Origin of the sequence: Pseudomonas sp. JBR1, from assembly GCF_028198185.1 — a bacterium.
Classification (GTDB): domain Bacteria; phylum Pseudomonadota; class Gammaproteobacteria; order Pseudomonadales; family Pseudomonadaceae; genus Chryseomonas; species Chryseomonas oryzihabitans_E.
This window is the reverse complement of sequence record NZ_CP116340.1, coordinates 2757637-2779429: the sequence shown is the minus strand read 5'-3', so window position 1 is coordinate 2779429 and position 21793 is coordinate 2757637. Positions and strand designations below refer to the sequence as shown.

The following is a 21793-nucleotide window of genomic DNA, read 5'->3' as shown; positions in this document are numbered from 1 at the left end:
CACCCGCCACCAGGGGCGGTGGGCTTCGTGCAACGCCATCAGGCGATCCAGGCCGATGTCGGCCAGTTCTTCGTCCGACAGCTCCAGCAGGGTGCGGCGGGTGCTCAGCTGGCGCTGGAACAGCAGCCAGCAGCCGCTGGTGTGGGTCCGATCATGAAGGCGGGCGTCTCTGGGCATGGCGTCTCTCCTGTGCTGTCTCCATGCTCCGCCGCCAGCCTGTCCAGGGGCAGGTCCAGGCCGATCGGTTGTCCGCCATACAGCCGCCTTACAGCAGGCAGCTGTATGGTAGGTGGCGTGGCCATCTGTATGGGGCGCGATGCGGTCCGGCACCGCTATAGTCCGGACATGAATCGCTATCAGCTGTTGGCCGACGCGCTCGGCCGCCGTATTGAACAGGGCCTCTATCGACCGGGCGAACGCCTGCCGTCGGTACGGGCCCTGGCTCAGGAGCACGGGGTGAGCCTGGCTACGGTGCAACAGGCCTATCGGCTGCTGGAGGATCGCGGCCTGGTCGAGCCACGGCCCAAGTCCGGCTATTTCGTCCGCCTGGAAAGACGCGCCATCGAGTTGCCCCGGGTGACCCGTCCGGCGCGCTGGCCGGTGGAGGTGTCCGGCTGGGAGCCGGTGCGCGAGCTGATGACCAGCACCCCCGACTCGGTGCGAGTGCAACTTGGCCGCGGCCTGCCGGATACCGAGGCGCCGACCCTGGCCCCCTTGCTCGCCGGCATGGCACGCCTGGCGCGGCGACCAGGCAATGCCGGACTGTCCTACGACAGCATCCAGGGTGTGGCGGCGCTGCGTGAACAGGTCGCACGACTGCAACTGGATGCCGGCTGCGTGCTCACGGCCGATGACATCGTCATCACCAGCGGTGCCCACGAGGCGCTGGCCACGGCGCTGCGGGCCACCTGCCAGGAGGGCGACATCGTCGCGGTGGATTCGCCGACCTTCCACGGAGTGATGCAGACGCTCAAGGGCCAGGGCCTCAAGGCGCTGGAGATCCCCACCGATCCGCGTACCGGCATCAGCCTGCCGGCGCTGGAACTGGCCCTGGAGCAGTGGCCGGTGCGCGCCATCCAGCTCACCCCCAGCTGCAACAATCCCCTGGGCTACTGCATGCCCGAGGCCAACAAGCGCCAGCTGGTGGCCCTGGCGCGCAAGCACGACCTGGCGGTGATCGAGGACGACGTCTACGGCGATCTGCTCTATGGCTATCCGCGGGCGCGGGCGCTCAAGGCCTTTGACGAAGACGACCGGGTGATCCTCTGCAGTTCCTTCTCTAAGACCCTGGCCCCCGGGCTCAGGGTCGGTTGGGTGGCACCCGGGCGCTATGCCGAGCGCATCCTGCACCTCAAGTACATAGGCACCGGCTGCACCGCCCCCCAACCGCAGCTGGCCATCGCCGAATTCATCGCCGCCGGGCACTACACCGTCCACGTCCGGCGCATGCGCGCCCAGTACCAGCGCAATCGCGACCTGATGAGCGCCTGGGTGCAGCGCTACTTTCCGGCTGGCACCCGGGTCAGCCAGCCCCAGGGCAGTTTCCTGCTCTGGGTGGAATTGCCCGAGGCCTGCGATAGCCACAGACTGAATCGCGAGTTGCTCGCCCAGAGCGTGCAGATCGCCTGTGGCAGCATCTTTTCCGCCTCGGGCAAGTACCGCAACTGCCTGCGCCTGAACTATGCCCAGGCCCAGCGCCCGGGCGTGGAGGAGGGGGTGCGGCGCGTCGGTGAAGCGGCGTGTCGGCTGCTCGATGAGGCGCTGCCGCGGTCGGTGGCGGCGCTGGTCTAGCCGACCCTGGCGTACAGCGCGAAGTCCTCGCCACGAGACGAGGTTTCGCCCGCCCTCTACACTGGCCGTTTTGAGCGAGGACTCCCTATGCCACCCCGTCTCTATCTTGCCGGTCCCGAGGTGTTTCGCCCCGACGCCGTCGCCCATGGCGAGGCCCTCAAGGCGCTGTGCGCCCGTCACGGCTGCACGGGCCTGTTTCCGCTGGACAACGCCATTCCCCCGGAGCTGACCGAGCCGCGCGAGCAGGCCGCCTGGATCTATCGGGCAAATCTGGCGCTGATCGAGCAGGCCGATGGGGTGCTGGCCAGTCTGGATTTCTTTCGCGGCGCCGAGCCCGACAGCGGCACCTGCTTCGAGGTGGGCTATGCGGTGGCGCTGGGCAAGCCGGTGGTGGGCTATGTCCCGGACACGGGCAGCCTGGCCGAGCGGATTCGCGCGCGGCATCCCGAGTGGGTGGGGACCGGGCTGCTGGACCGCGATGGCTGGACGCTGGAGGAATTTGGCTTGCCGCTCAACCTGATGCTGGCGGTACCGGTCAGCATCGTCGTCGGTGGTCCGGAGGTGGCCCTGGCGGTATTGCGCGAACGGCTCGACTAGCGAGTCAGGTGGGTACGACCCCTACCCCGGCCCTCTCCCGGGGGGAGAGGGGGTGGTTGGAGCGAGGTCAGCCGCGTGCCAGGGACGCCAGCTCGTCCAGCCCGCTGTGGCCGTCGGCATAGGCCGCGCGGAAGCTGTCGCGCTGCTGCCAACGGGCCCAGAAGGCCGCCAAGTGCTCGAAGCGCTCGTCCAGCGGGGTCTGGTTGGTGGGGAACTTGGAGAAGGCGATGGCGGTGCACAGGGTGATGTCGGCGAAGGTCGGCGCTGCGCCACCCAGCAGCCACTCGCGACCATCGGCCAGGTGCCGATCCACCAGGGCCGCGTGCATCAGGGCTTCCTTGCGGCAATGCTCGCCCCACTGCGGGTTGTGGGTCAGCTCCAGCTTGTGGCCGAGGCCTTCGTGCTGCACATGGAACATGGTCACGATGCGATAGAGCACATGGACGAAGATGCGGTCGTTCCACATGGCGTCCTGGCCCTGCTCCAGCGGCGTTTCGCCCATTACCTTGCGGCCGGGATAGCTGTTGTCCAGATAGCGGGCGATGGCCGCGCTCTCGGCCAGGTAACCGCCTTCGGCGAGCTCCAGGGTGGGCGTTTCGCCCCAGGGGTTGCGCTTGAGGTGCTGCCACTGGCGCTGCTCGCCCTCGGGCGCCATCTTCAGGATGACCTCCTCGAACTGATCGGCAATGCCCTTTTCATGGATGAACAGCCGCAGGCGTTGCGGATTGGGAAAGGCGGACGGCGAGGTGAAGAGGCGTAGCGTGGCCATGGCGGACTCCGGAAAGGGAAGAGACGAAGCATGCGACTGCGGGCAGTCTGACCGCGTTCGTACAAGGCGACCAATGATGCTTGGCGAGGGCAGGGGCGAACAGCCAAGCCGCTGTATGCCCTCCATGCAGAGAGTCGATTGGTCAGGCTGGTGTTTGGCTCAAGAGGCTGGCAACGATCCGTTCGCGCAGCCAGGCATGGGCTGGGTCGCGGTGCAGGCGTTCGGGCCAAAGTAGCACCCTGTCGAAGCCCGGGATGGCCAGGGGGGGCGGCTGGACCTGGAGGCCGGGATGGTTAAGGGCGATCTGGGCGGGCAGCAGGGCCACCAGATCGCTGACCAGGAGGACACTGGCCAGGGTGGCGAAGTGGGGCACCGACAGCACCACTCGCCGTTCGCGGTCCTGTTCCGCCAGCAACCGGTCAGTGACGCTGTCGAAGCCGCCACCGCTCGGCGAGACCAGCGCCTGATCCAGTTGGCAGAAGGTTTCCAGGGACACAGGTTGCTGCAGCGCCGGATGGCCGCGCCGGCCCGCCAGCAGATAGTGTTCGGTGAACAGCAGCCGCTGACGCAGACCGGCTGCGGCGGTATCGGCCACATCCAGCGCCAGGTCCAGGCGATCCCCCTCCAGTTGTTCGGCGAGCAACGCCGGCCTCTTGTCCAGCAGCGCCAGGCGGATACCGGGCGCCTGCTGGCGCAGGTCAGCCAGCAGCGGGGTGAGCAGGGTGGTGGCACTGTGGTCGCTGGCAGCGATGCGCCAGGTTCGCTCGGCGCGGGCCGGTTCGAAGGGGGCGGCCGGTGCCAGGGCCTCGTCCAGGGCGGCCAGCGCCTGGCGCAAGGGTTCACGCAGCGCCGCCGCGCGCGCCGTGGGTCGCATGCCGCGCGGCCCAGGTAGCAGGAGGGGATCGTCCAGCAGTTTGCGCAGCCGGCCCAGCTGCAGGCTGACGGTGGGCTGCGCCAGATTCAGGCGGCGCGCGGCGCGGGTGACGTTGAGTTCCACCAGGAGGGCGTCGAGAGTCACCAGCAGATTGAGATCGAGGCGGCGCAAGCTATTGTGCATGGCAATGGCTACTGTTTCGGTAATTCATTTCCAGCATAACTCCGCCGTCACCTAGCCTGGCCACCTTTCACCCAAGAGGTACGTGCCATGAAGGTCCTGCTGGTCTACGCCCATCCCGAACCCCGATCGCTCAACGGTGCGCTGCGCGACTTCGCCGTGGCCCATCTGCAGGCGGCCGGCCATGAGGTCGAGGTCTCCGATCTCTATGCCCTGCACTGGAAGGCCACCCTGGATGCGGCGGACGCGCCACACTTGGCGCCTGGGGAGCGCTTCGATGCGGTCCTGGATTCCCAGCAGGCCTATGCCGCCGGCCAGCAACCGGCGGATATCGCCGCCGAGCAGGCCAAATTGCTGTGGGCCGATGTGCTGATCCTGCAATTTCCGCTGTGGTGGTTTTCCTTGCCGGCCATCCTCAAGGGCTGGGTGGAACGCGTCTATGCCTGCGGCTTCGCCTATGGCGTCGGCGAGCACAGCGACACTCACTGGGGTGACCGCTATGGCGAAGGTACCCTAGCCGGCAAGCGCGCCATGCTGGTGGTGACCTGTGGCGGCTGGGCGTCGCATTACAGCGAGCGCGGCATCAATGGCGCGCTGGATGACATCCTCTTTCCTATCCAGCACGGCATCCTCTTCTATCCCGGTTTCAGCGTACTACCGCCGTTTCCAATCTATCGTACGAGCAAGGTGGACGCCGCCGGCTTCGAGCGACTGTGCCAGGCCTATGGGGCACGGCTGGATGGACTGGCCACGGATACGCCCCTGGCGTTCCGGCGGCAGAATGGTGGGGATTACGAGATTCCGGCACTAACCCTGAAGCCCGAGCAGGCGCCGGGGAGGACCGATCTGGGGATTCACCTGCGGGAGGAGTGAGGGCTGGCGCTGAGCGTAGCGAAGCCCAACAGCAGGGCTGGGATTTTGGGCAATGTTGGGCTTCGCTGGCGCTCAACCCAACCTACGAGAGCCATGCCCCGCGCCGTAGGTTGGCGCTGAGCGTAGCGAAGCCCAACAGCGGGGTTGGGCCTTGGGCAATGTTGGGCTTCGCTGGCGCTCAACCCAACCTACGGGTGCAGTGCCAACTTGTGAACGCCTCAATTGGCTCTATTGCTGTCCACCTGGTCCAGGCGGCCGCCGCGGAAGGTGAGGAAATAGAGCATGCCGTTCCAGGGGCCGTAGGCCCATTCCTCGACGAACTCCACCTGGCGATAGCCATAGCCGTCGGTGACCTGGCGCTCGCCCAGGGGCGTGACGCTCAGCGGCTCGCCACATTTGCCGCGTACTTCGTGGGTGGTGGAGCCGGTGGAGACCAGGGCGCTGCCGCAGCGCAGGGAGGCGGCCTGGCTGGTACCTGTGGCGAGCAGAAGCAGCAGAAGCAGAACGCGCTGATTCATTGGCGCTGGAACTCGATGCGAGTGAGGCGGTTGGCTTCGAAGGTGAGGATGTAGTTGGCGCCGTTCTTGGGGCCGTAGACCCATTCCTCGATCACCGCCTCGCGGCGTTCGTTGCGGCCCAGCTCGTAGCCCACCAGGTCGCGGTGGACCGGTTCGCCGCATTTCTGCAGCACTTCGAAGGTACGATCACCCCGACTGACCAGGGCGTTGCCGCATCTCATGGAATCAGCGGCGGCGCCGGTGGCGACCAGCAGGGTGAAGGCGGCGAGCAGGCAACGCATGTCCAGGTCTCCTGACCGGTCAGAGCACCCCGAGCTGCAACTGCGCGGCCGTGGGCGACTCGCCGGATGGGGTTTTAGTGCTGACGTCCAGCAGATAGACCCGCTGGGCATCGAGTTTCGCCGTGTCCACCAGGTAGGTCTTGATGGCGCCCGCGCGTTGCTGCGCCAGGCTGCGCAGGAGACCGTCGTTGCCGCTCCAGGCTTCGAGGACCGCCTGGCGCAGGCGCGCCGTGCGGGTGGCATCGTCAAGATTATCCCATTCCTGCGGCGGTTGCGCCTGCAGACGCAGCCGGTACAGGCCTTCCAGCAGCGGAGCACGCATGTCGGCGGGGACCTGCAGCTGGCTCGGATCGGCCGGGACCTTGTCGCCGCGGCGTTGCAGCAGGTTGAAGTACTGGGTCTGGAAGTCCTTTTCCAGCTGGCTGGCGGCCAGGGCGCGACCGTCACTGGCGGCGCTGGCATGCCCCTTCACCTCCACCGTGAGTTGCGGCCGCTGGCGCAGGGCCGTGGCCAGCTTGTCCAGGTCACCACGGGCCTGGGCGGAGAGGGTGGTGCTGCCCGGCGCGAAGTCGATGGCGCTGAGGTCGGCTTCGTGGCTGCCAGCCAGCCCCGCCAGCATACGGAAGGGGGCCTGGACGGCACGGCTGAGCACGTTGCGCAGGGTCTGCCAGACCACCGGCATGACGCTGAAGTTGGGGTCGTCGAGATTGCCGGCCACCGGCAGGCGCAGGTCGATGCGACCATGGCTGTCCTTGAGCAGGGCCACGGCCAGGCGTACCGGCAGGTCCACGGCGTCCTTGCTGTCCACCCGCTCGCCCAGTTCCAGCTGGTCGAGCACCACGTGGTTCTGCGCCTGCAGCTTGCCGTCGTCGATGCGGTATTGCAGATCCAGGTCAAGACGCCCCTTGCGCACCGCATAGCCGGCGAACTTGCCGGTATAGGGCGACAGGGTGGTGAGTTCGACTTGGCGGAAATAGGCGGTCACGTCCAGCTGCTGCAGCGGATCGAGAGGGTCGAGGCGTCCCTTGATCTCCACCGGCGCGAAGCGATCGACCTTGCCGGCGAGGTGGATGTCGGCCGGTTTCGAGGCGGCGGTGTCCAGGGTGCCGATGCCGCCTTCCAGCGACTGGATGTTAGTGGCGAAACCGGGCTTCAAGCTGTTGTCGGCGAAGTCGGCGCTGCCGTCCTTGATGGTTACCCCGCCGATGCGAATCTGCAGCGGCGGGGAGGTGTCCTTGGTCTCGCGCTTGGGCTGGGGCACCAGCAGGGCGCTGAAGTTGTTGCTCAGGTCCTCGTTGATCACCAGAGTGCCATAGGGCTGTTCCAGGTCGATCTTGTCGATGACCAGCTGTTTGCCAAGGGTGAAGGCGATGCCTTGCAGGTCCAGCAGCTGCCAGCGCATGAAGTCCTGCTGGTGCAGGGTATCGAGCACATGAACCTGGGTGACCTGGGCCGCGCCGCTGACGGTGAGCCCCAGCGGCTCGCCGGGTTTCAGGGCCACCTTGAGCCGACTGGCCAGCTGGCCGCTGCGGATCTCCAGGCGCACATAGGGGCTGAGATAGGGCTGGGCCTGGCGCAGGTTGAGTTCGTCGATGCCGACGTCGAAGTTGCCCTGCAGGGGGCTGAGCGCCAGCTGGCCGCTGGCGGTGATGCGACCGCGATCGCCCAAGGTGGTCTTGAGCGCCAGGTCGAAGGGTTTATCGCCGGCGGTATCGAAGCCTTTGAGCGCCAGGTCCAGGCCGCTGAAATAGAGACTGGCCGGGTCCTGGGGAACCCGGTCCACCAGGTGCAGCTGGTTGTCGCTGAGCTGGACGTCGTCGAGCTTCACGCGCCAGGCCGGGCCACTGCTGGGGGCATCGCTGGTGGGGAAGAGCTTCTGCCAGTCGAACGTGCCGTCCTGCTCGCGGTTACCCCAGGCATCCAGGCCGTTGCCGCGCAGGCGGGCGATGCTGACTTCGCGCTTCTGCAGGTCCAGACCGATGCCCTCGGCGGCCAGGCGCTTGAAGCTGGCCTTGGGTTCGGCATTCACCGCCTGCACGGCTACGTCGTCCAGCGCCAGACGGCCCTGGCTGAGCTGCAGCTGCAGGGTCTTGGCCAGGTCCAGGCGGTAATGGGTGCTGGCTTCCAGGCGCCCCTTGCCCAGCGCCAGAGGCAGCTGGTTGCGCACATAGGGCCACCAGGGCGCCAGGGTGACGCCCTTGAGGGTCAGGTCGCCTTCGCTGCGTAGCGGCAGGAGGTCCAGGCTGCCCTTCCAGGTGAGCTGGCCGCCCTGGGCGGTGGTGGCGGTCAGCGCCAGCTGACCCGGGGTGTCGCCGCTGCGGGTGCGGAAATCATGCAGCTGGGCATCCAGGGGCGTGAAGGTGGCTTCTACCGACTGGGCACCCCGGGCATCGAGAAAATGCAGTCGGCCGCCGACCAGGGCGATGCGCTCGATATGCACCGGGAAGGGCTGGCCCGGCTCCGTATCCGCTGGCGTCGGCGAGGCGGTGGTGGTGGGTTCGCTGCGCCAGAGCTGGGCCAGATTGACCTGGCCACCCTTGGCGATGCGCAGATCGACCTGGGGCTGGTCGAGGCGTACTTCGGTCAGGTGCAGGGTGCGGCGCCAGATACTGTCCCATTGCAGATCGGCATAGAGGCCCTCGGCTGCCACCGTGGGATGCTCGGCGGGACCGATCAGCAGCTTTTCGGCGTGCAGCTCCAGGGTGAAGGGGTTGAAGCTCAGGGCCTGCAGGCTGGCCGGCTGGGTGAGGCGCTCGGCCAGCGTCTGGTTGAGGTAGTGCAGGGCGAGGCGCGGCCCGACCAGGAAACCGAGCAGACTGTAGAGGGCCAAGAGCGCGAGCAGCACGAGGCTCGCTTTCACAATTCTGGGCATGCAGGCATCTAGGACGGCGAAGGTGGCGGGATTATGGCACGCCACTCCTGGTGACGAGGGCGGTGCCCGTCCCAAAAGCGCTGGCTACGCGCGTCCTCAGCCACAGGGGGACGGGAGCGGCTGCAGGATCGATCACATTTTCGCCAACCCGGACGAGCGGCGCGGGCGCACGACCGATCGGTGGTCAGGTGGGCGGGAAGGCTTCCGGTAGAGCCGTTAAGACCCTTGCCGAAGGCTCTAACACGGCACTTTGCCATGATCCGCTGGTCGGTCCGGATTAAGTTTGACTTAAGGCCCGCCGACTAGTCTCGCGAACAGGTTGCATTCTCAGGAGGAGGCGCGGCGATGGGTCGAAGGATCCGTGGCAGGACGACAGGAGGGTATCGGCAACCGCGAATCGAGAATCCGCGCCGCCGCCGGGAGTACCAGATGTCCAGTCCGATCCAGCTTTGTTCGATCCAGAAGAAGATCCAGTTCCTGCGTACCAGCTTCAGCTATGTCGGCTGGTCGCTGTTCGGCCTGCTGCTGTGGGACGTAGCGGTCACGGTGGACGCCATGCTGTTCGTCGAGGATCGCTTCGACCTGCCGCTCACGCCCCTGACCCTGCTGTGCTCGGCGCTGGTGGTGCTGATCAGCTTTCGCAACAGCAGCGCCTACGCCCGCTGGTGGGAGGCGCGCACCCTCTGGGGCGCCATGGTCAACAGCTCGCGCAGTTTCGGCCGCCAGGTGCTGACCCTGATCGACGATAACGGCAAGGCGCAGAACAGGGTCAAGGCAGTGCTGCTGCGCCGGCACATGGGCTACCTGCATGCCCTGCGCGCCCAGCTCAAGCGCCAGGACCCGGCCCAGGCCGCGGCCCCCTATCTGGCCCGTCACGAACTGACGCTGGCCGAAGGCAGCCTCAACTTCGCCAACGACATCCTCGCCGGCACCGCCGAGCTGATCGCCAGCGAATACCGCCAGGGCCGCCTGGACAGCATCCGCCTGGCGCGACTGGAAGAGACCCTGGTGGACATGTCCAACTGGCAGGGCGGCATGGAGCGTATCGCCAACACGCCCTTGCCCTATCCCTACGTCTGCTTTCCGCAGCTGTTCAGCTTCCTGTTCTGCATCGCCATGCCGCTGGGGCTGGTGTCGACCCTGGGCTGGTTCACGCCGCTGGTGTCCACCGTGGTCGGCTTCATGCTGCTGGCGCTGGAGCGCATCGGCAGCGATCTGCAGGCGCCCTTCGCCGACAGCCAGCACCAGATCACCATGGACAAGCTGTGCGCCACCATCGAGGCCAACCTGCTGTCGATGCTGCGGCCGCGCAGCGAAGAGGGCAGTGCGGTGGCGCTGGCCCAGACCGAGGCCGAGCTGCCCCTGGCACGTCAGGTGGCCTGAGGCGCGACCTGCGACGGCCGCCACCCAAAAGTGTGAAGACGTGCGGAAACTGCCGTGCCAGAGGGATTTCTTTGCTATCGGTACGGCACTAGCGCCGCTTCGCTCCGGTCACATTTTGTAATCTCCCCTGGCAGCGGTGGTTGGCTGGGATCCGTCGAATCATACCGACGGCCTCTGGTGGGCTAGGGCGAGAGGTGCCGTGGGGCGTGTTGTCCTGCGACTCTTCATCTCGCTACGGATGCCCGCTCATGTCCGAAACCCGTGCCCCGGCCACCGCGGCCAGCGCCGAACCCTCGCGCCGCGCGCGCCATGCCCTGGATGCCCTCAACTTCACCCTGGCCGACGTCCGCGACGGCCTGGGCCCCTATCTGGCCATCTACCTGATCGCCGTGCGCGGCCCGGGCGAGGGCTGGAACGAGGCCACCGCCGGTCTCATCATGACCCTGGCCGGTATCGCCGGGCTGATCGCCCAGACTCCGGCCGGCGCCCTGATTGACCGTACCCGGCACAAGCGCCTGATGGTCGGCATCGCCGCCCTGGTGGTGACCGTCTCCAGCGTGATGCTGCCCTTCGTCTCCAACTTCTATGTGGTGGCTGCCACCCAGTCGCTGGCCCATGCCGCGGCAGCCCTTTTCGCCCCGGCGCTGGCGGCCATCACCCTGGGTATCGTCGGGCCCAAGGCCTTCACCAGGCACATCGGCCGCAACGAAGGCTTCAACCACGCCGGCAATGCCGTCTCGGCAGCCCTGGCGGGTGGCCTGGCCTATTTCTTCGGCCCCACCGTAGTGTTCTGGCTGATGGCGCTGCTGGCGGCGGCCTCCATCGTCGCCATTGTTCGCGTTCCCCAGGACGAGATCGACGATGACCTGGCCCAGGGCCTGAGCGAAGCAGAGGGTGCCCGCGACGCCAAGCCGGTGTCGGCCTGGCAGGCGCTGCTGGCCAATCGCAAGCTGCAACTGCTGGCGCTGCTGGCCGCCATCTTCCACTTGGCCAATGCCGCCATGCTGACCTCGGTCGGTCAGCAGCTGACCCACATCGTCGGCAAGGACAGCGCCACCTCGCTGGTCGCCGTCTGCATCGTCGCCGCCCAGTGCGTGATGGTGCCGGTGGCCATCCTGGTAGGGCGCAAGGCCGACGTCTTCGGGCGCAAGCCGATCTTCCTGTTCGCCTTTGCCGTGCTGGCGCTCCGCGGGGTGCTCTATACCTTCTCCGACAGCCCCTACTACCTGGTGGCGGTGCAGCTGCTCGACGGTGTCGGTGCCGGCATCTATGGCGCCCTGATGCCGGTCATCGTCGCCGACCTGACCCGGGGCAGCGGCCGCTTCAACGTCAGCCAGGGGGCCATCGCCACCGCCCAGGGCCTGGGCGCCGCGATCAGCGCCACCATCGCCGGGATCATCATCGTCCGCTTCGGCTATGCGGCGGCCTTCACCACCCTGGCCGCCATCGCGGGCGTGGGCTTTGTGCTCTATCTGCTGCTGATGCCGGAAACCCGGGATCACCGCGGGGCTTCCGATGCCCAATCCGGCTCCATGGGGCCTCCGCAATCGGCCGGACTAGGCTAATGTCTGCCGCTTTCCCGCTCGACAGAAGGCACTAGGCGTTCATGGGGTCACTCGCGCTCTCTCCTCACCTGCTGACCTGGATCATTGCCGGGTTAGCCACCCTTGGGGTGGTCTCCCGGCCCTTCGGCTTGCCGGAGGCGCTGTTCGCCGTCGCCGGCGCGGCGTTACTGGCCGTCTTCGGTCTGTTGCCACTGGATGGCGTCTGGCACGGGATCGCCAAGGGCACCGACGTCTATCTGTTCCTGATCGGCATGATGCTGCTGGCCGAGATCGCCCGGAAGGAAGGGCTGTTCGACTGGGTCGCCGGCCATGCGGTGCGCGCGGCCAAGGGTTCGGCGTTGCGGCTGTTCGCGCTGGTCTATGGCGTCGGCATCTTGGTCACGGTGTTCCTTTCCAACGACGCCTGCGCCGTGGTGCTGACGCCGGCGGTCTACTACGCCACCCGCGCGGCGAAGGTGAAGAATCCGCTGCCCTATCTGTTCTCCTGCGCCTTCATCGCCAACGCGGCGAGCTTCGTGCTGCCGATCTCCAACCCGGCCAACCTGGTGGTGTTCGCCGAGCACATGCCCGAGCTGAGCCGCTGGCTGGCGCTGTTCACCCTGCCGTCGATCCTGGCCATCGTGGTGACCTTCCTGACCCTCTGGGCGACCCAGGCCAAGGTCCTGCGCGCCGAGCGCCTGTCCGAGGGGGGCGCTGTGGAAGCCCTGCCCGCCACCGGACGCATCGCCGGCTGTGGTCTGATCCTGACCATCCTGGTCCTGCTCGGCGCCTCGGCACTGGATCTGGAGCTGGGTCTGCCGACCTTTCTTGCCGGCTTCGCCACCTTCCTGGTGGTGGTGGCCTGCAAGCGCGGCGGCGGTCTGGAGCTGCTCAAGCACATCTCCTGGAGCGTGCTGCCACTGGTGGCCGGGCTGTTCGTGCTGGTGGAGGCTCTGGAGACCACCGGGGTATTGCAGGCGCTGGCCAATCAGTTGCAGGCCGCCGCCCAGGCGACGCCGGAACGGGCTGCCTGGGGCGCCGGCCTGCTGGTGGCCTTTGGCAGCAACCTGGTCAACAACCTGCCGGCCGGCCTGCTGGCCGGGGCGGCGGTGCAGACCGCCCAGGTCTCGGAGAAGATCGCCGGCGCCGTGCTGATCGGCATCGACCTCGGCCCCAACCTGTCCATCACCGGCTCGCTGGCGACCCTGCTGTGGCTGGCCGCGCTGCGCCGCGAGGGGCTGTCGGTGAGCTTCTGGCAATTCCTCAGGCTGGGCGCCGTGGTGATGATCCCGGCGCTGGTGTTGGCGCTGGCCGCGCTGATCCATCTCTAAGGCGCTGACCGGTGGTCCCCCGGCGTAGCGGCATTGTCGCTGCGCTTAGGGCACTATCGGGATACCTCTGCTGGAGAGAGCTGCCCATGGCCGTCGCCCGCTATACCGGATTCACCCAGGCGCTGCACTGGCTGACCGTCGCGCTGCTGTGCCTGCTGCTGCCCTTCGTCTGGGTGGCGGAAAACTTTCCGCCCGGGCCGGTGCGGACCCTCTGGTATCTGCTGCACGAATCCACCGGGATCTCGGTGTTCCTGCTGATCCTGATCCGCCTGACCTGGCGCTGGCGGCATCCGGCGCCGCCGGCCAACCCCCGTGACGGTCGCCTGCTGAAGCTGCTCGCCGGGCTCAATCACGGCCTGCTCTACGCCGTGCTGCTGATGATGCCGGTGACCGGCTACCTGATGGCCGGGCAGGGACAGCCGGTGCCGGTGTTCGGACTGTTTTCCCTGCCCGGCTTTCCTCGCCATGAAGCCCTCGGCATCCTCGCCAATCGCATCCATGTGGCTGGCCAGTTCGCTGTCTATGGTCTGGTGATCCTGCACGTGGCGGCGGTGGTCTGGCATGTGGCGATCCGCCGCGATGGCATCCTGGAGCGGATGCTGCCCGAGCAGCGGCCTTAAGCGTCAGGCCCCTTCCACCAGCAGTCGATCGCGCTCCAGCAGGGCGGGCAGGGTCTCGCGCAGGTGGTCGACCAGGGTGCGGATCTTGGCGTCGAGAAAGCGCCGCGACGGATAGAGCGCATGGATGTCCAGGGCATAGAGCCGGTGCCCGGGCAGTACGCGTTGCAGGCGGCCACTGGCCAGGCCGGCGACCGCGGCGTACAGCGGCAGGGCGCCGATACCCAGGCCGCTGGCCACGGCTTCGGCCAGGGCATCGGCGGTGTTGACCTGGAAGGGTGGCCGATCCACCGCCACCTCAGCTATCCCTTCAGGCCCCTCCAGCAGCCAGCGATCCGGCGCCATGGCCCGATTGACCAGGCGCAGGCAGCGATGCCCGGTAAGGTCGGCGGGCATGGCCGGGTGCCCCTGGTGGTCCAGATAGGCAGGCGCCGCGCAGAGCACGCTATGGGTACTGCCCAGATGCGCCGAATGGAAGGCCGAATCCGGCAGGCCGGCGGCCAGGATCAGCGACAGGTCGTAGCCTTCCTTGAGGATGTCGGTAAAGGTGTTGGTCAGTTGCAGGTCCAGATCCACCTCGGGATAGCGCTCGGCATAGCCGGCCAGGCTCTGGATCAGATAGTGCTGGCCGAGGCCGGTCATGGTGTGGATGCGCAGCCGGCCACGCGGCACGGCCAGGGCGTGACGGGCCTCGGCATCGGCTTCGTCGAGGTCGGCGAGGATGCGCTGGCAGCGCGTGAGGTAGCGTTCGCCGGCGTCGGTCAGGCGCAACTGGCGGGTGGTGCGATGCAGCAGCCGGGTCTGCAGGTGCTGCTCCAGCTGACTGACCGCCCGGGAGACATAGGCGGTAGTGAGTTCCAGCTGGCGGGCGGCGGCGGTGAAACTGCCGGTCTGGGCCACGCAGGCGAAGGCGCGCAGATTGAAGAGATGATCCATGGGCGGTGCAGGGCGGCGGAAAGAGGCATTGTGGGCCATTACCCGCCCGTTGGTTAACGCTCTTTGCCGTCACACCCGACTTAATCGCCGTGGGGCGGGCTTTCTAGAATAGCCACCGAGGCGCTGCGCCTCCCCCCTTCCGGTCGCTCCCGTCGTTGCCCACCATGCCCTTCGCTTCGCCGCTCTTCGCGCGGCACCCCACTGCTTCCCCTCCTAGACGCTGGCCCAGCCTGAACGCCTGGCGCCGCGCCGGTCGCGAATGGGCCCGTACCGATGGGCAGACCTGGGCGTTCATCGCCAAGGCGCTGTTGGCTGCCACCCTGGCCCTGTGGCTGGCCTATCGCCTGGAACTGCCGCAACCGAGCACCGTGCTGGTCACCGTGTTCATCGTCTTGCAGCCGCAGAGCGGCCAGGTGCTCGCCAAGAGTTTCTACCGGATCCTGGGCAGTCTCGCCGGGCTCACCTTCACCGTCGCCGCCATCGTCCTGTTCGCCCAGGAGCGGGTGCTCTTGCTCGGCGCCCTGGTGCTGTGGATCGGCTACTGCACCCGGGGCGCGGCGCGCTATCGCGACTTTCGCAGCTATGGCTTCCTGCTGGCCGGCTACACCGCCTGCCTGGTGGGCCTGCCGGCGGTGGCCCAGCCACAGGGCGCCTTTCTGCAGGCGGTATGGCGTCTGCTGGAGATTGCCCTGGGCATCTGCTGCGCCGGGGTGGTGAGTGTCGCGATCCTGCCGCAGACCACTCGTGGCGTCCTGCGCCGGACCCTGGCCCAGCGCCTGCGCGATTTCCTGGCCATGGCCCATGACGGTCTGCTGGGCCGCCTTGATGCCGAACGCTTCGCCGGGCTCAGTGCGCGTTTCGCTGCCGACTCCGTGGGCTTCGAAAGCCTGCGCAGCGCCAGTGTCTTCGAGGAGCCCTATCTGCGCCGACGCAGCGGACGCCTGGCCGCCCTGGGCAATCGCCTCATGCTGCTCAACACCCGCTTCCACGCGCTCTACCAACTGCTCGATCGCCTGAGTGATCGGCCCCCGGCCGTACGCCAGGCGCTTGCGCCCGCCCTGGGGCTGATCGTCGCCGCCCTGGCGCCGGCCCTGGGTCGCCTGCCGGAAGAGCGTGACCTGCGCCGCCTCAGTGAACGCCTGGCCACGGAGCGCGAGACGCTGATGGCCGCGATCCGCAGTGGCCGCCAGCAGCTGATCCGGACCGCGCCCGCCACCCAGGCCGACCGGCTCGACTACGACACCGCCGCCGAACTGCTCTATCGCTTCGCCGAAGATCTGCACCTGCTGCTTGGCGCCCAGCTGGCACTTGAGGCGCCGGCGAGTACGACACCCACACCCCGGGAGACCTTCACGCCCCTGGCCAGTCGCGCGGTGGCCTGGATGGCCGGGCTGCGCAGCGCCCTGGTGGTACTGGGCGTGGGGCTGTTCTGGATCGAGACCGCCTGGCCGAGTGGCGCGGCCTGCACCCTGGCAGTGGCGCTGATCTCGGCGCTGGCCTCCACCTCGGCCGATCCGCGCCGCTATTGCCTGCAACTGGCCGGCGGGACCCTGGTCGGCGCCCTGGCCGGTGGGCTGCTGCAATTCCAGGTGTTGCCCTGGATCGACGGCTTCGCCCTGTTGCTGCTGGTCCTGATGCCAGTGTTCGCCGCCGGTGCCTGGCTGATCACTCGACCGCGGCTGGCGGGCTATGGCACCGGGCTGATGGTCTGGTTCTGCTCTGCGGCGCTGCCGGGCAATCTGCCGCGCTACGACGCCGATGTCTTCTGCAACACCTACCTGGCCTACGGGGTGGCCTGCGCGGTTGCGGTGGTAGCCGTCAGCGTGCTCCTGCCGCCCAGCCAGCCCTGGGTCTGGCGCCGGCTGGAAGATGCCCTGCGCGAGCGACTGGTCCATGCCATCGGGGCACCCCTGGCCGGTCTGAGTGGCCGCTTCGATTCCGGCCTGCGCGATCTGCTCAACCAGGTGCAGGTGCTTACCGTCGGCCAGCCGGAGGTGCAGCGCCGGCTGCTGCGCTGGACCTTTCTCAGTCTGGAGCTGGGCCACGCCATCATCGAGTTGCGCCTGGAGCAGGCCGCGCTGCCACCCTTGCCCTGGTATCGCCAAGAACGTGCCTGGCGCCTGGCCATTCGCGCCCTGGGACGGGCCCTGGTGCGACTGTTCCGCAAGCCCGACGCCGCCAACCTGGCCCGCGCCCTGGCCGCTGTGGACCACGCCATCACCCTGGCGCACCAGGCCCAGCGCCACCTGGAGCCCAATCCGGGCGACTTCGATCGCTCACCGCTGCGCCGTATCGCCAGCTACCTGCATTTCATCCGCACCTCGCTGCTGGCGCCGGATTCGCCCCTGGCCGGGTACCTGCCGCCGGCCCGGCCACCGGCGCGGGACGAAGGCTGAGCAGCGCTTCTGGAAATATTGGCTAGGCTTACGAACGGGGAGGGCCGTCAGGCCCTCTGCCATGCGACTTTCGGCACAACCAGAACAAGGCCCGCCTGCCCATGCCCGTCCGCTTCGTCCGTCCGCTGCTCTGTTCCGCCAGTTTTCTCCTGACGCCCCTGGCGTCCGCCCTGGAAGCCCCAGGTGCCCCCGGTGCCACGCCCTTCTGGTCCTATTCCGGCAAGACCGGCATCGGCACCAGCTACGAGGCCTATCGCGACGGCGCCTACAGCGACCAGGCCAGCACCGGCCGCGTCTCGCGGGTGTGGTTCTCCCTGGCCCAGGGCGTGGTCACCGAGACCATGCAGGGTCTCATCCATGAGGCGCAGCTGCGCGAGATGCAGCTGGTGATCCGCGGGCCCGACTTCACCCACCTGGAGCGCGACGACACCGACAGCCGTATCGAATACCTGGACACCGATGCCGCCGGCCGGCCCACCTCGCTGGCCTACAAGATCGTCAACCGCGACCGCCAGGGCCGCTACGAGATCGAGAAGCACGTCTTCACCGACCCCGACCAGGACACCCTGGTCATGCGCGTCATCTTTCGCAGCCAGGACCCACGCATCCAGCCCTATCTCTATGTCGATCCGGCGCTGGCCAACAGCGGCAGCCATGACCGCGCCGCGGTGAAGGGTGGGGTGCTCTACGCCAGCGAAGGCGAGCACGCGCTGGTGGTGAAGGCCAGCCAGCCGCTGCAGACGCCTACCGTAGGTTTCGTCGGCAGCTCCGATGGCCTCGACGACCTGCGCCGCAACGGCAAACTGACCCAGATCTACAGCAGCACCGGCGACCAGGCCGGCAACGTCGCCATGCTGGCCAAGCTGCCGCTCAAGGGCGCCGAGACCACCCTGGACGTGGTGGTGGGCTTCGGCGCCAATCCGCGCCAGGCCGAGGCGGCGGCGGATGCCACCCTGGCCCGCGGTTATCAAAAGGTGCTGGCCCACTACAACGGCGAGGGCGACGCCATCGGCTGGCAGGACTACCTGGCCGGCCTCGACCAGCTGCCGCGCCTGCAGGCCCAGGCCGGCGACGGCGGCAAGCTGCTCAATGCCAGCGCCCTGGTGCTCAAGGCCCAGGAGGACAAGACCCACGCCGGCGCCCTGATCGCCTCGCTGTCCAATCCCTGGGGTGAAACGGTGCCTGCTGGCAAGGGCACCACCGGCTACAAGGCGGTCTGGCCACGGGACTTCTACCAGTGCGCCATGGCCCTGCTGGCGCTGGGTGACCGGCAGACGCCCAAGGTCGCCTTCAGTTACCTCAAGCAGGTGCAGGTGGATGCCAATACCGCGCACAAGCCGGCCGACAGCTCCGCCTTCATCCATCAGCAGAAACAGGGCGACGAGGTACGGGCACCGGGCGCCACCGGCTGGTTCCTACAGAAGACCCACGTCGACGGCACCATCGAGTGGGTCGGCGTGCAACTCGACCAGACCGCCATGCCCATCATGCTCGGCTATCGCCTCTGGCAGGGTGGCCTGCTCGGCGATGCCGAAATCGACCGCTGGTACCGCGACATGCTCAGGCCCGCGGCGGATTTCCTCGCCCGTGACAGCCAGGTCAACCTGGGCTGGAACACCTGGCAGGTCAAGCCGCCGCAGACCCAGCAGGAGCGCTGGGAAGAGCAGTGGGGCTATTCGCCATCCACCACCGCGGCGGTGATCGCCGGTCTCGCCACCGCCAGCGAGCTGGCGCGCCATGCCGGCGACGAGGCCAATGCCAGCCGTTACCGCGAGACCGCCCGGCGCTATTCGGGCCAAGTGGAAAAGACCATGGCCACCACCCAGGGCAGCCTGGGCGCTGGCAACTACTACCTGCGCATCACCCAAAACGACGATCCCAACGACAAGGGCAAGCTGGTGGACAACAACAGCCGCCCGGGCCTGCCGGAGGACCAGGTGCTGGACGCCGGCTTCCTCGAACTGGTGCGCTACGGCGTGCGGCCGGCCAGCGATCCCCTGGTACAGAAAAGCCTGGCGGTGCTGGACGACGAAGGCCTGCCGGAGAATCTGCGGGTCAAGTACAGCTTCCAGTATCCCGGCGTCACTGGCACCTTCCCCGGCTGGCGGCGCTACGGCAACGATGGCTATGGCGAGAGCGAAAGCTCCGGCATCAATTTCCCCGCCACCGAGCAGCCGGTGCCCAACTCGGGGCTGCGTGGCCGGGTCTGGCCGATCTTCACCGGCGAGCGCGGCCATTACGAGCTGGCGCGCCTGGCCCTGCAGGGCAAGCCGGACCCGGCGGCGCTGGGCAAGCTGCGTGACACCTACGTCCGCGGCCTGGAGCTGTTCGCCAACGCCGGCCTGATGCTGCCCGAGCAGGTCTGGGATGGTGTGGGCGACAACCGGCGCCATGGCTACCAGATGGGGCAGGGCACCGATTCCGCCACCCCCCTGGCCTGGTCCCACGCCGAATACGTGAAGCTGCTGCGCTCCATGGCGGATGGCCAGGTATGGGATCACTACCCGGTGGTGGCGCGAGCAATGACGCCCTGAGCAAAGGATCCGACGAACGGCGCGCGACCGTCAGGCCGCGTGCCAGGGCTGCTGATCCGCTGCAACGAAACGGCATTGTCCAGGGAACGCCTGTAACAAGACTTGTCTGATGGGCGTTCTCAGGCTTTCCTGAGGCGGGCGGATCTTTCCGCTCGCACGGTTCCTTTCCTTCTTCCGGTCTTCCTGCCCACGGTCGCGTACCGCGCGGTAGCGTGCCCGGCTGTCGCTGTTCCTGCGTGCCTGTCCCGGCGAGCGCCCGTCCGCTCAGGGGGCAGGCCTCTTCTGGCTCCGCCAACAAAGGTCACGGATATGACTGACGTCGCTCTACCCATCGCCCTCTACCTGGGTACCCTGGTGCTGCTGGCCTTCGCCCTGCGCCGCAGCCCGCTGCTTACCCAGGAGACCCTGGCGCGTTCCTCACCGCTGGATGCCCTGCGCGGCATCCTCGCCACTGCCGTGGTCTGCCTGCATTTCGTGCTGACCTATCACCTCAAGGCCGAGGGCCAGTGGCGCGAACCCGACAGCGACCTGCTCTACAACATGGGCGTGGTACCGGTCTCGCTGTTCTTCATGATCACCGGCTATCTGTTCTTCGGGAAGGTCTACCGGCGCACGCCGAATTGGGGCGAGTTGTTCCGTTCACGGGTGCTGCGGGTCATGCCGCTGTATCTCTGCGTGGTGGCCGTGGTGGTGCTCTTCACCCTGATCCGCACCCACTTCGTCATCGCCGACGGCCAGCACTTCATGCTCGAACTGCTCAGCTGGGAGCTGTTTTCCGGTTTCAGTCTCAACGGCCTGGAGGAGAGCGGCTGGATGACCGCCGGTGCTCACTGGACGCTGCGCTACGAGGCACTGTTCTATCTGGCCCTGCCGATCATCGCCGCGCTGTTCAATCGTCGCGGCTTCGGGCTGCCGCTGCTGGTCTCGGTGCTGCTGGTGGGCGGCCTGGTCGCCGCCGGCTATCACTATCACGTGCTGGGCGCCCGCTTCGGCCTGCTGTTCCTGCTGGGGTTCCTGCCGGTGTTCGTCAAGGTCCATCGGCCGGCGCTGCTGGCGCGGCTGCGCACGCCCCTGGTGGCGGTGCTGGTGCTGGCGCTGGTGGGCTACGCCATGCTGCAGCCGGACTACAGCCTCAAGCAGATGCTGGCGCTGGCCTTGCCCTTCGCCGCCATGGCCGCCGGCAACGACCTCTTCGGCCTCTTGCGCAGTCGTGGCCTCAAGGTCCTCGGCGAGATCAGCTACAGCCTCTATCTCACCCATGGCCTGCTGCTCTATGGGCTCTTCACCCTGCTCGACCTGGGTTCGGTCGAGACCCTGGGCACGATCGGCTTCATGGCGCTGCTGCCGCCGGTGCTGGTACTCGCCTGCCTGCTGTCGATGCTCAGCTACTGCTGGATCGAACGTCCGCTGATGCACCTGGGACGAGCCCCGCAGCGTCGCGAAGTGCCGGCTTGAGCGAGGTCGATGGCGCGCCGGGATGCTCCAGCAAGAAGGCCAGGGCCTTGGCGCAGGAGTCTTCCACCTTGAGGGTCAGCAACTCGTCCGCCCGGGTCCGGCCATAGCCCAGGGCGGCGATGGGCAGCCCGGCGCGGGCCGCGGCCTGGGCGAAGCGAAAGCCCGAATAGACCATCAGTGACGAGCCCACCACCAGCAGCGCATCGGCGCGGCCCAGGTGGGCGAAGGCGCGCTCCACCCGCGCGCCGGGCACGTGTTCGCCAAAGAACACCACGTCCGGTTTGAGCAGAGCACCGCAGCGCGGGCAATCGGGCACCTGGAAACTCATGAAGTCCACGCCTTCCAGATCGGCATCGCCATCCGGCGCGGTAGCCGCGTCCAGCTGCAGCCAGTCGCCATTGAGTTCACCCAGCCATTGCTGGAATTCCTGGCGCGGCAGGCGCATCTCGCAACCCAGGCAACGGATCTGGTCGAGGCGGCCGTGCAGGTCGATCACCGCCTCGCTGCCGGCGGCCTGGTGCAGCCGATCGACGTTCTGCGTCAGCAGCATCTCCACCTGGCCGCGCCGCTCCAGTGCCGCCAGGGCCTGGTGGGTGGCATTGGGCCGCGCCTGGCAGAAGCGCGGCCAGCCGATCAGGCTGCGCGCCCAGTAGCGGCGGCGCAGCAGCTCGTCGCCGACGAAGGCCTGCAGGGTGACCGGTTGCGGGCGCTTCCAGGCGCCGTCGCGGTCGCGGTAGTCGGGAATGCCGGAATCGGTGCTGCAACCGGCACCGGTGAGCAGGAAGATCCGCTCGTGCCGGGCGATAAAGGACTGAAGCTCGGGCAGGGACATCGGGCACCTG

The 21793-nt window shown here is 67.7% G+C and carries 17 protein-coding genes and 1 pseudogene; 10 read left to right on the top strand and 8 right to left on the bottom strand.

Going from position 1 to position 21793, the window contains the following annotated elements; translation table 11 throughout:
* Positions 1-69 precede the first annotated feature (69 nt).
* Positions 70-177 (bottom strand): annotated as a pseudogene (locus tag PJ259_RS22935) (hypothetical protein); the annotation flags it as partial.
* 168 nt (positions 178-345) lie between these two features.
* Here PJ259_RS22935 and PJ259_RS12850 point away from each other — a divergent pair.
* Together PJ259_RS12850 and PJ259_RS12845 are read left to right on the top strand one after the other, a co-directional pair.
* Positions 346-1791 (top strand): aminotransferase-like domain-containing protein, encoded by a 1446-nt coding sequence (locus tag PJ259_RS12850; protein ID WP_271655866.1) that lies wholly within the window; start codon positions 346-348, stop codon positions 1789-1791.
* A gap of 87 nt (positions 1792-1878) precedes the next feature.
* Positions 1879-2388: a nucleoside 2-deoxyribosyltransferase gene (locus PJ259_RS12845; RefSeq protein ID WP_271653097.1), complete on the top strand. Its 510-nt coding sequence runs from the start codon at positions 1879-1881 to the stop codon at positions 2386-2388.
* Between the two features lie 67 nt (positions 2389-2455).
* Here PJ259_RS12845 and PJ259_RS12840 read toward each other — a convergent pair whose 3' ends face one another.
* Together PJ259_RS12840 and PJ259_RS12835 are read right to left on the bottom strand one after the other, a co-directional pair.
* Positions 2456-3157 carry a glutathione S-transferase family protein gene (locus PJ259_RS12840; RefSeq protein WP_059316260.1) on the bottom strand — a complete coding sequence of 234 codons (702 nt, stop codon included), beginning with the start codon at positions 3155-3157 and terminating at the stop codon, positions 2456-2458.
* 142 nt (positions 3158-3299) lie between these two features.
* Positions 3300-4214 (bottom strand): LysR family transcriptional regulator, encoded by a 915-nt coding sequence (locus tag PJ259_RS12835; protein WP_271653096.1) that lies wholly within the window; start codon positions 4212-4214, stop codon positions 3300-3302.
* An 87-nt stretch (positions 4215-4301) separates the two neighbouring features.
* On the opposite strand from PJ259_RS12835, the gene PJ259_RS12830 reads away from it, so the two are divergent.
* Positions 4302-5084: an NAD(P)H-dependent oxidoreductase gene (locus PJ259_RS12830; RefSeq protein ID WP_271653095.1), complete on the top strand. Its 783-nt coding sequence runs from the start codon at positions 4302-4304 to the stop codon at positions 5082-5084.
* A gap of 218 nt (positions 5085-5302) precedes the next feature.
* Here PJ259_RS12830 and PJ259_RS12825 read toward each other — a convergent pair whose 3' ends face one another.
* The 3 genes from PJ259_RS12825 to PJ259_RS12815 are packed head-to-tail and all read right to left on the bottom strand — an operon-like array spanning position 5303 to position 8755.
* A complete protein-coding gene (locus PJ259_RS12825; RefSeq protein WP_271653094.1) occupies positions 5303-5602 on the bottom strand; it encodes a DUF2845 domain-containing protein in 300 nt (99 codons plus the stop codon).
* Complete coding sequence (locus tag PJ259_RS12820; protein ID WP_059316257.1) at positions 5599-5883, bottom strand: DUF2845 domain-containing protein; 285 nt, start codon at positions 5881-5883, stop codon at positions 5599-5601. Before PJ259_RS12820 ends, PJ259_RS12825 begins: the two co-directional genes overlap by 4 nt.
* Before the next feature lie 19 nt (positions 5884-5902).
* Positions 5903-8755 carry a DUF748 domain-containing protein gene (locus tag PJ259_RS12815; protein ID WP_442964852.1) on the bottom strand — a complete coding sequence of 951 codons (2853 nt, stop codon included), beginning with the start codon at positions 8753-8755 and terminating at the stop codon, positions 5903-5905.
* A 429-nt stretch (positions 8756-9184) separates the two neighbouring features.
* Between PJ259_RS12815 and PJ259_RS12810 the strand changes: the two genes are divergently transcribed.
* The 4 genes from PJ259_RS12810 to PJ259_RS12795 all read left to right on the top strand — a co-directional run bounded on the left by PJ259_RS12810 (position 9185) and on the right by PJ259_RS12795 (position 13633).
* Positions 9185-10138, top strand: a complete 954-nt coding sequence (locus PJ259_RS12810) for a bestrophin family protein (protein ID WP_271653092.1) — start codon at positions 9185-9187, stop codon at positions 10136-10138.
* Between the two features lie 248 nt (positions 10139-10386).
* Entirely contained in the window at positions 10387-11703 is a 1317-nt protein-coding gene (locus PJ259_RS12805; RefSeq protein ID WP_271653091.1) for an MFS transporter, read from the top strand.
* A 41-nt stretch (positions 11704-11744) separates the two neighbouring features.
* Positions 11745-13013, top strand: coding sequence for an arsenic transporter (locus tag PJ259_RS12800; RefSeq protein ID WP_271653090.1), 1269 nt, complete (start codon positions 11745-11747; stop codon positions 13011-13013).
* A gap of 86 nt (positions 13014-13099) precedes the next feature.
* The gene (locus tag PJ259_RS12795; protein WP_271653089.1) at positions 13100-13633 is read left to right on the top strand and encodes a cytochrome b; all 534 of its coding nucleotides are present in this window, start codon (positions 13100-13102) and stop codon (positions 13631-13633) included.
* A gap of 3 nt (positions 13634-13636) precedes the next feature.
* On the opposite strand, the gene PJ259_RS12790 is transcribed toward PJ259_RS12795, so the two are convergent.
* Positions 13637-14566, bottom strand: coding sequence for a LysR family transcriptional regulator (locus PJ259_RS12790; protein WP_271653088.1), 930 nt, complete (start codon positions 14564-14566; stop codon positions 13637-13639).
* A gap of 164 nt (positions 14567-14730) precedes the next feature.
* Between PJ259_RS12790 and PJ259_RS12785 the strand changes: the two genes are divergently transcribed.
* From PJ259_RS12785 to PJ259_RS12775, 3 genes are all read left to right on the top strand, one after another.
* Positions 14731-16962 (top strand): FUSC family protein, encoded by a 2232-nt coding sequence (locus PJ259_RS12785; protein WP_271653087.1) that lies wholly within the window; start codon positions 14731-14733, stop codon positions 16960-16962.
* A gap of 101 nt (positions 16963-17063) precedes the next feature.
* Positions 17064-19496 carry a glucan 1,4-alpha-glucosidase gene (locus tag PJ259_RS12780; protein WP_271653086.1) on the top strand — a complete coding sequence of 811 codons (2433 nt, stop codon included), beginning with the start codon at positions 17064-17066 and terminating at the stop codon, positions 19494-19496.
* A 309-nt stretch (positions 19497-19805) separates the two neighbouring features.
* Entirely contained in the window at positions 19806-20951 is a 1146-nt protein-coding gene (locus tag PJ259_RS12775) for an acyltransferase family protein (protein WP_271653085.1), read from the top strand.
* On the opposite strand, the gene PJ259_RS12770 is transcribed toward PJ259_RS12775, so the two are convergent.
* Positions 20878-21783: an NAD-dependent protein deacetylase gene (locus PJ259_RS12770; RefSeq protein ID WP_271653084.1), complete on the bottom strand. Its 906-nt coding sequence runs from the start codon at positions 21781-21783 to the stop codon at positions 20878-20880. The genes PJ259_RS12775 and PJ259_RS12770 overlap by 74 nt on opposite strands.
* Between the last annotated feature and the right edge of the window lie 10 nt (positions 21784-21793).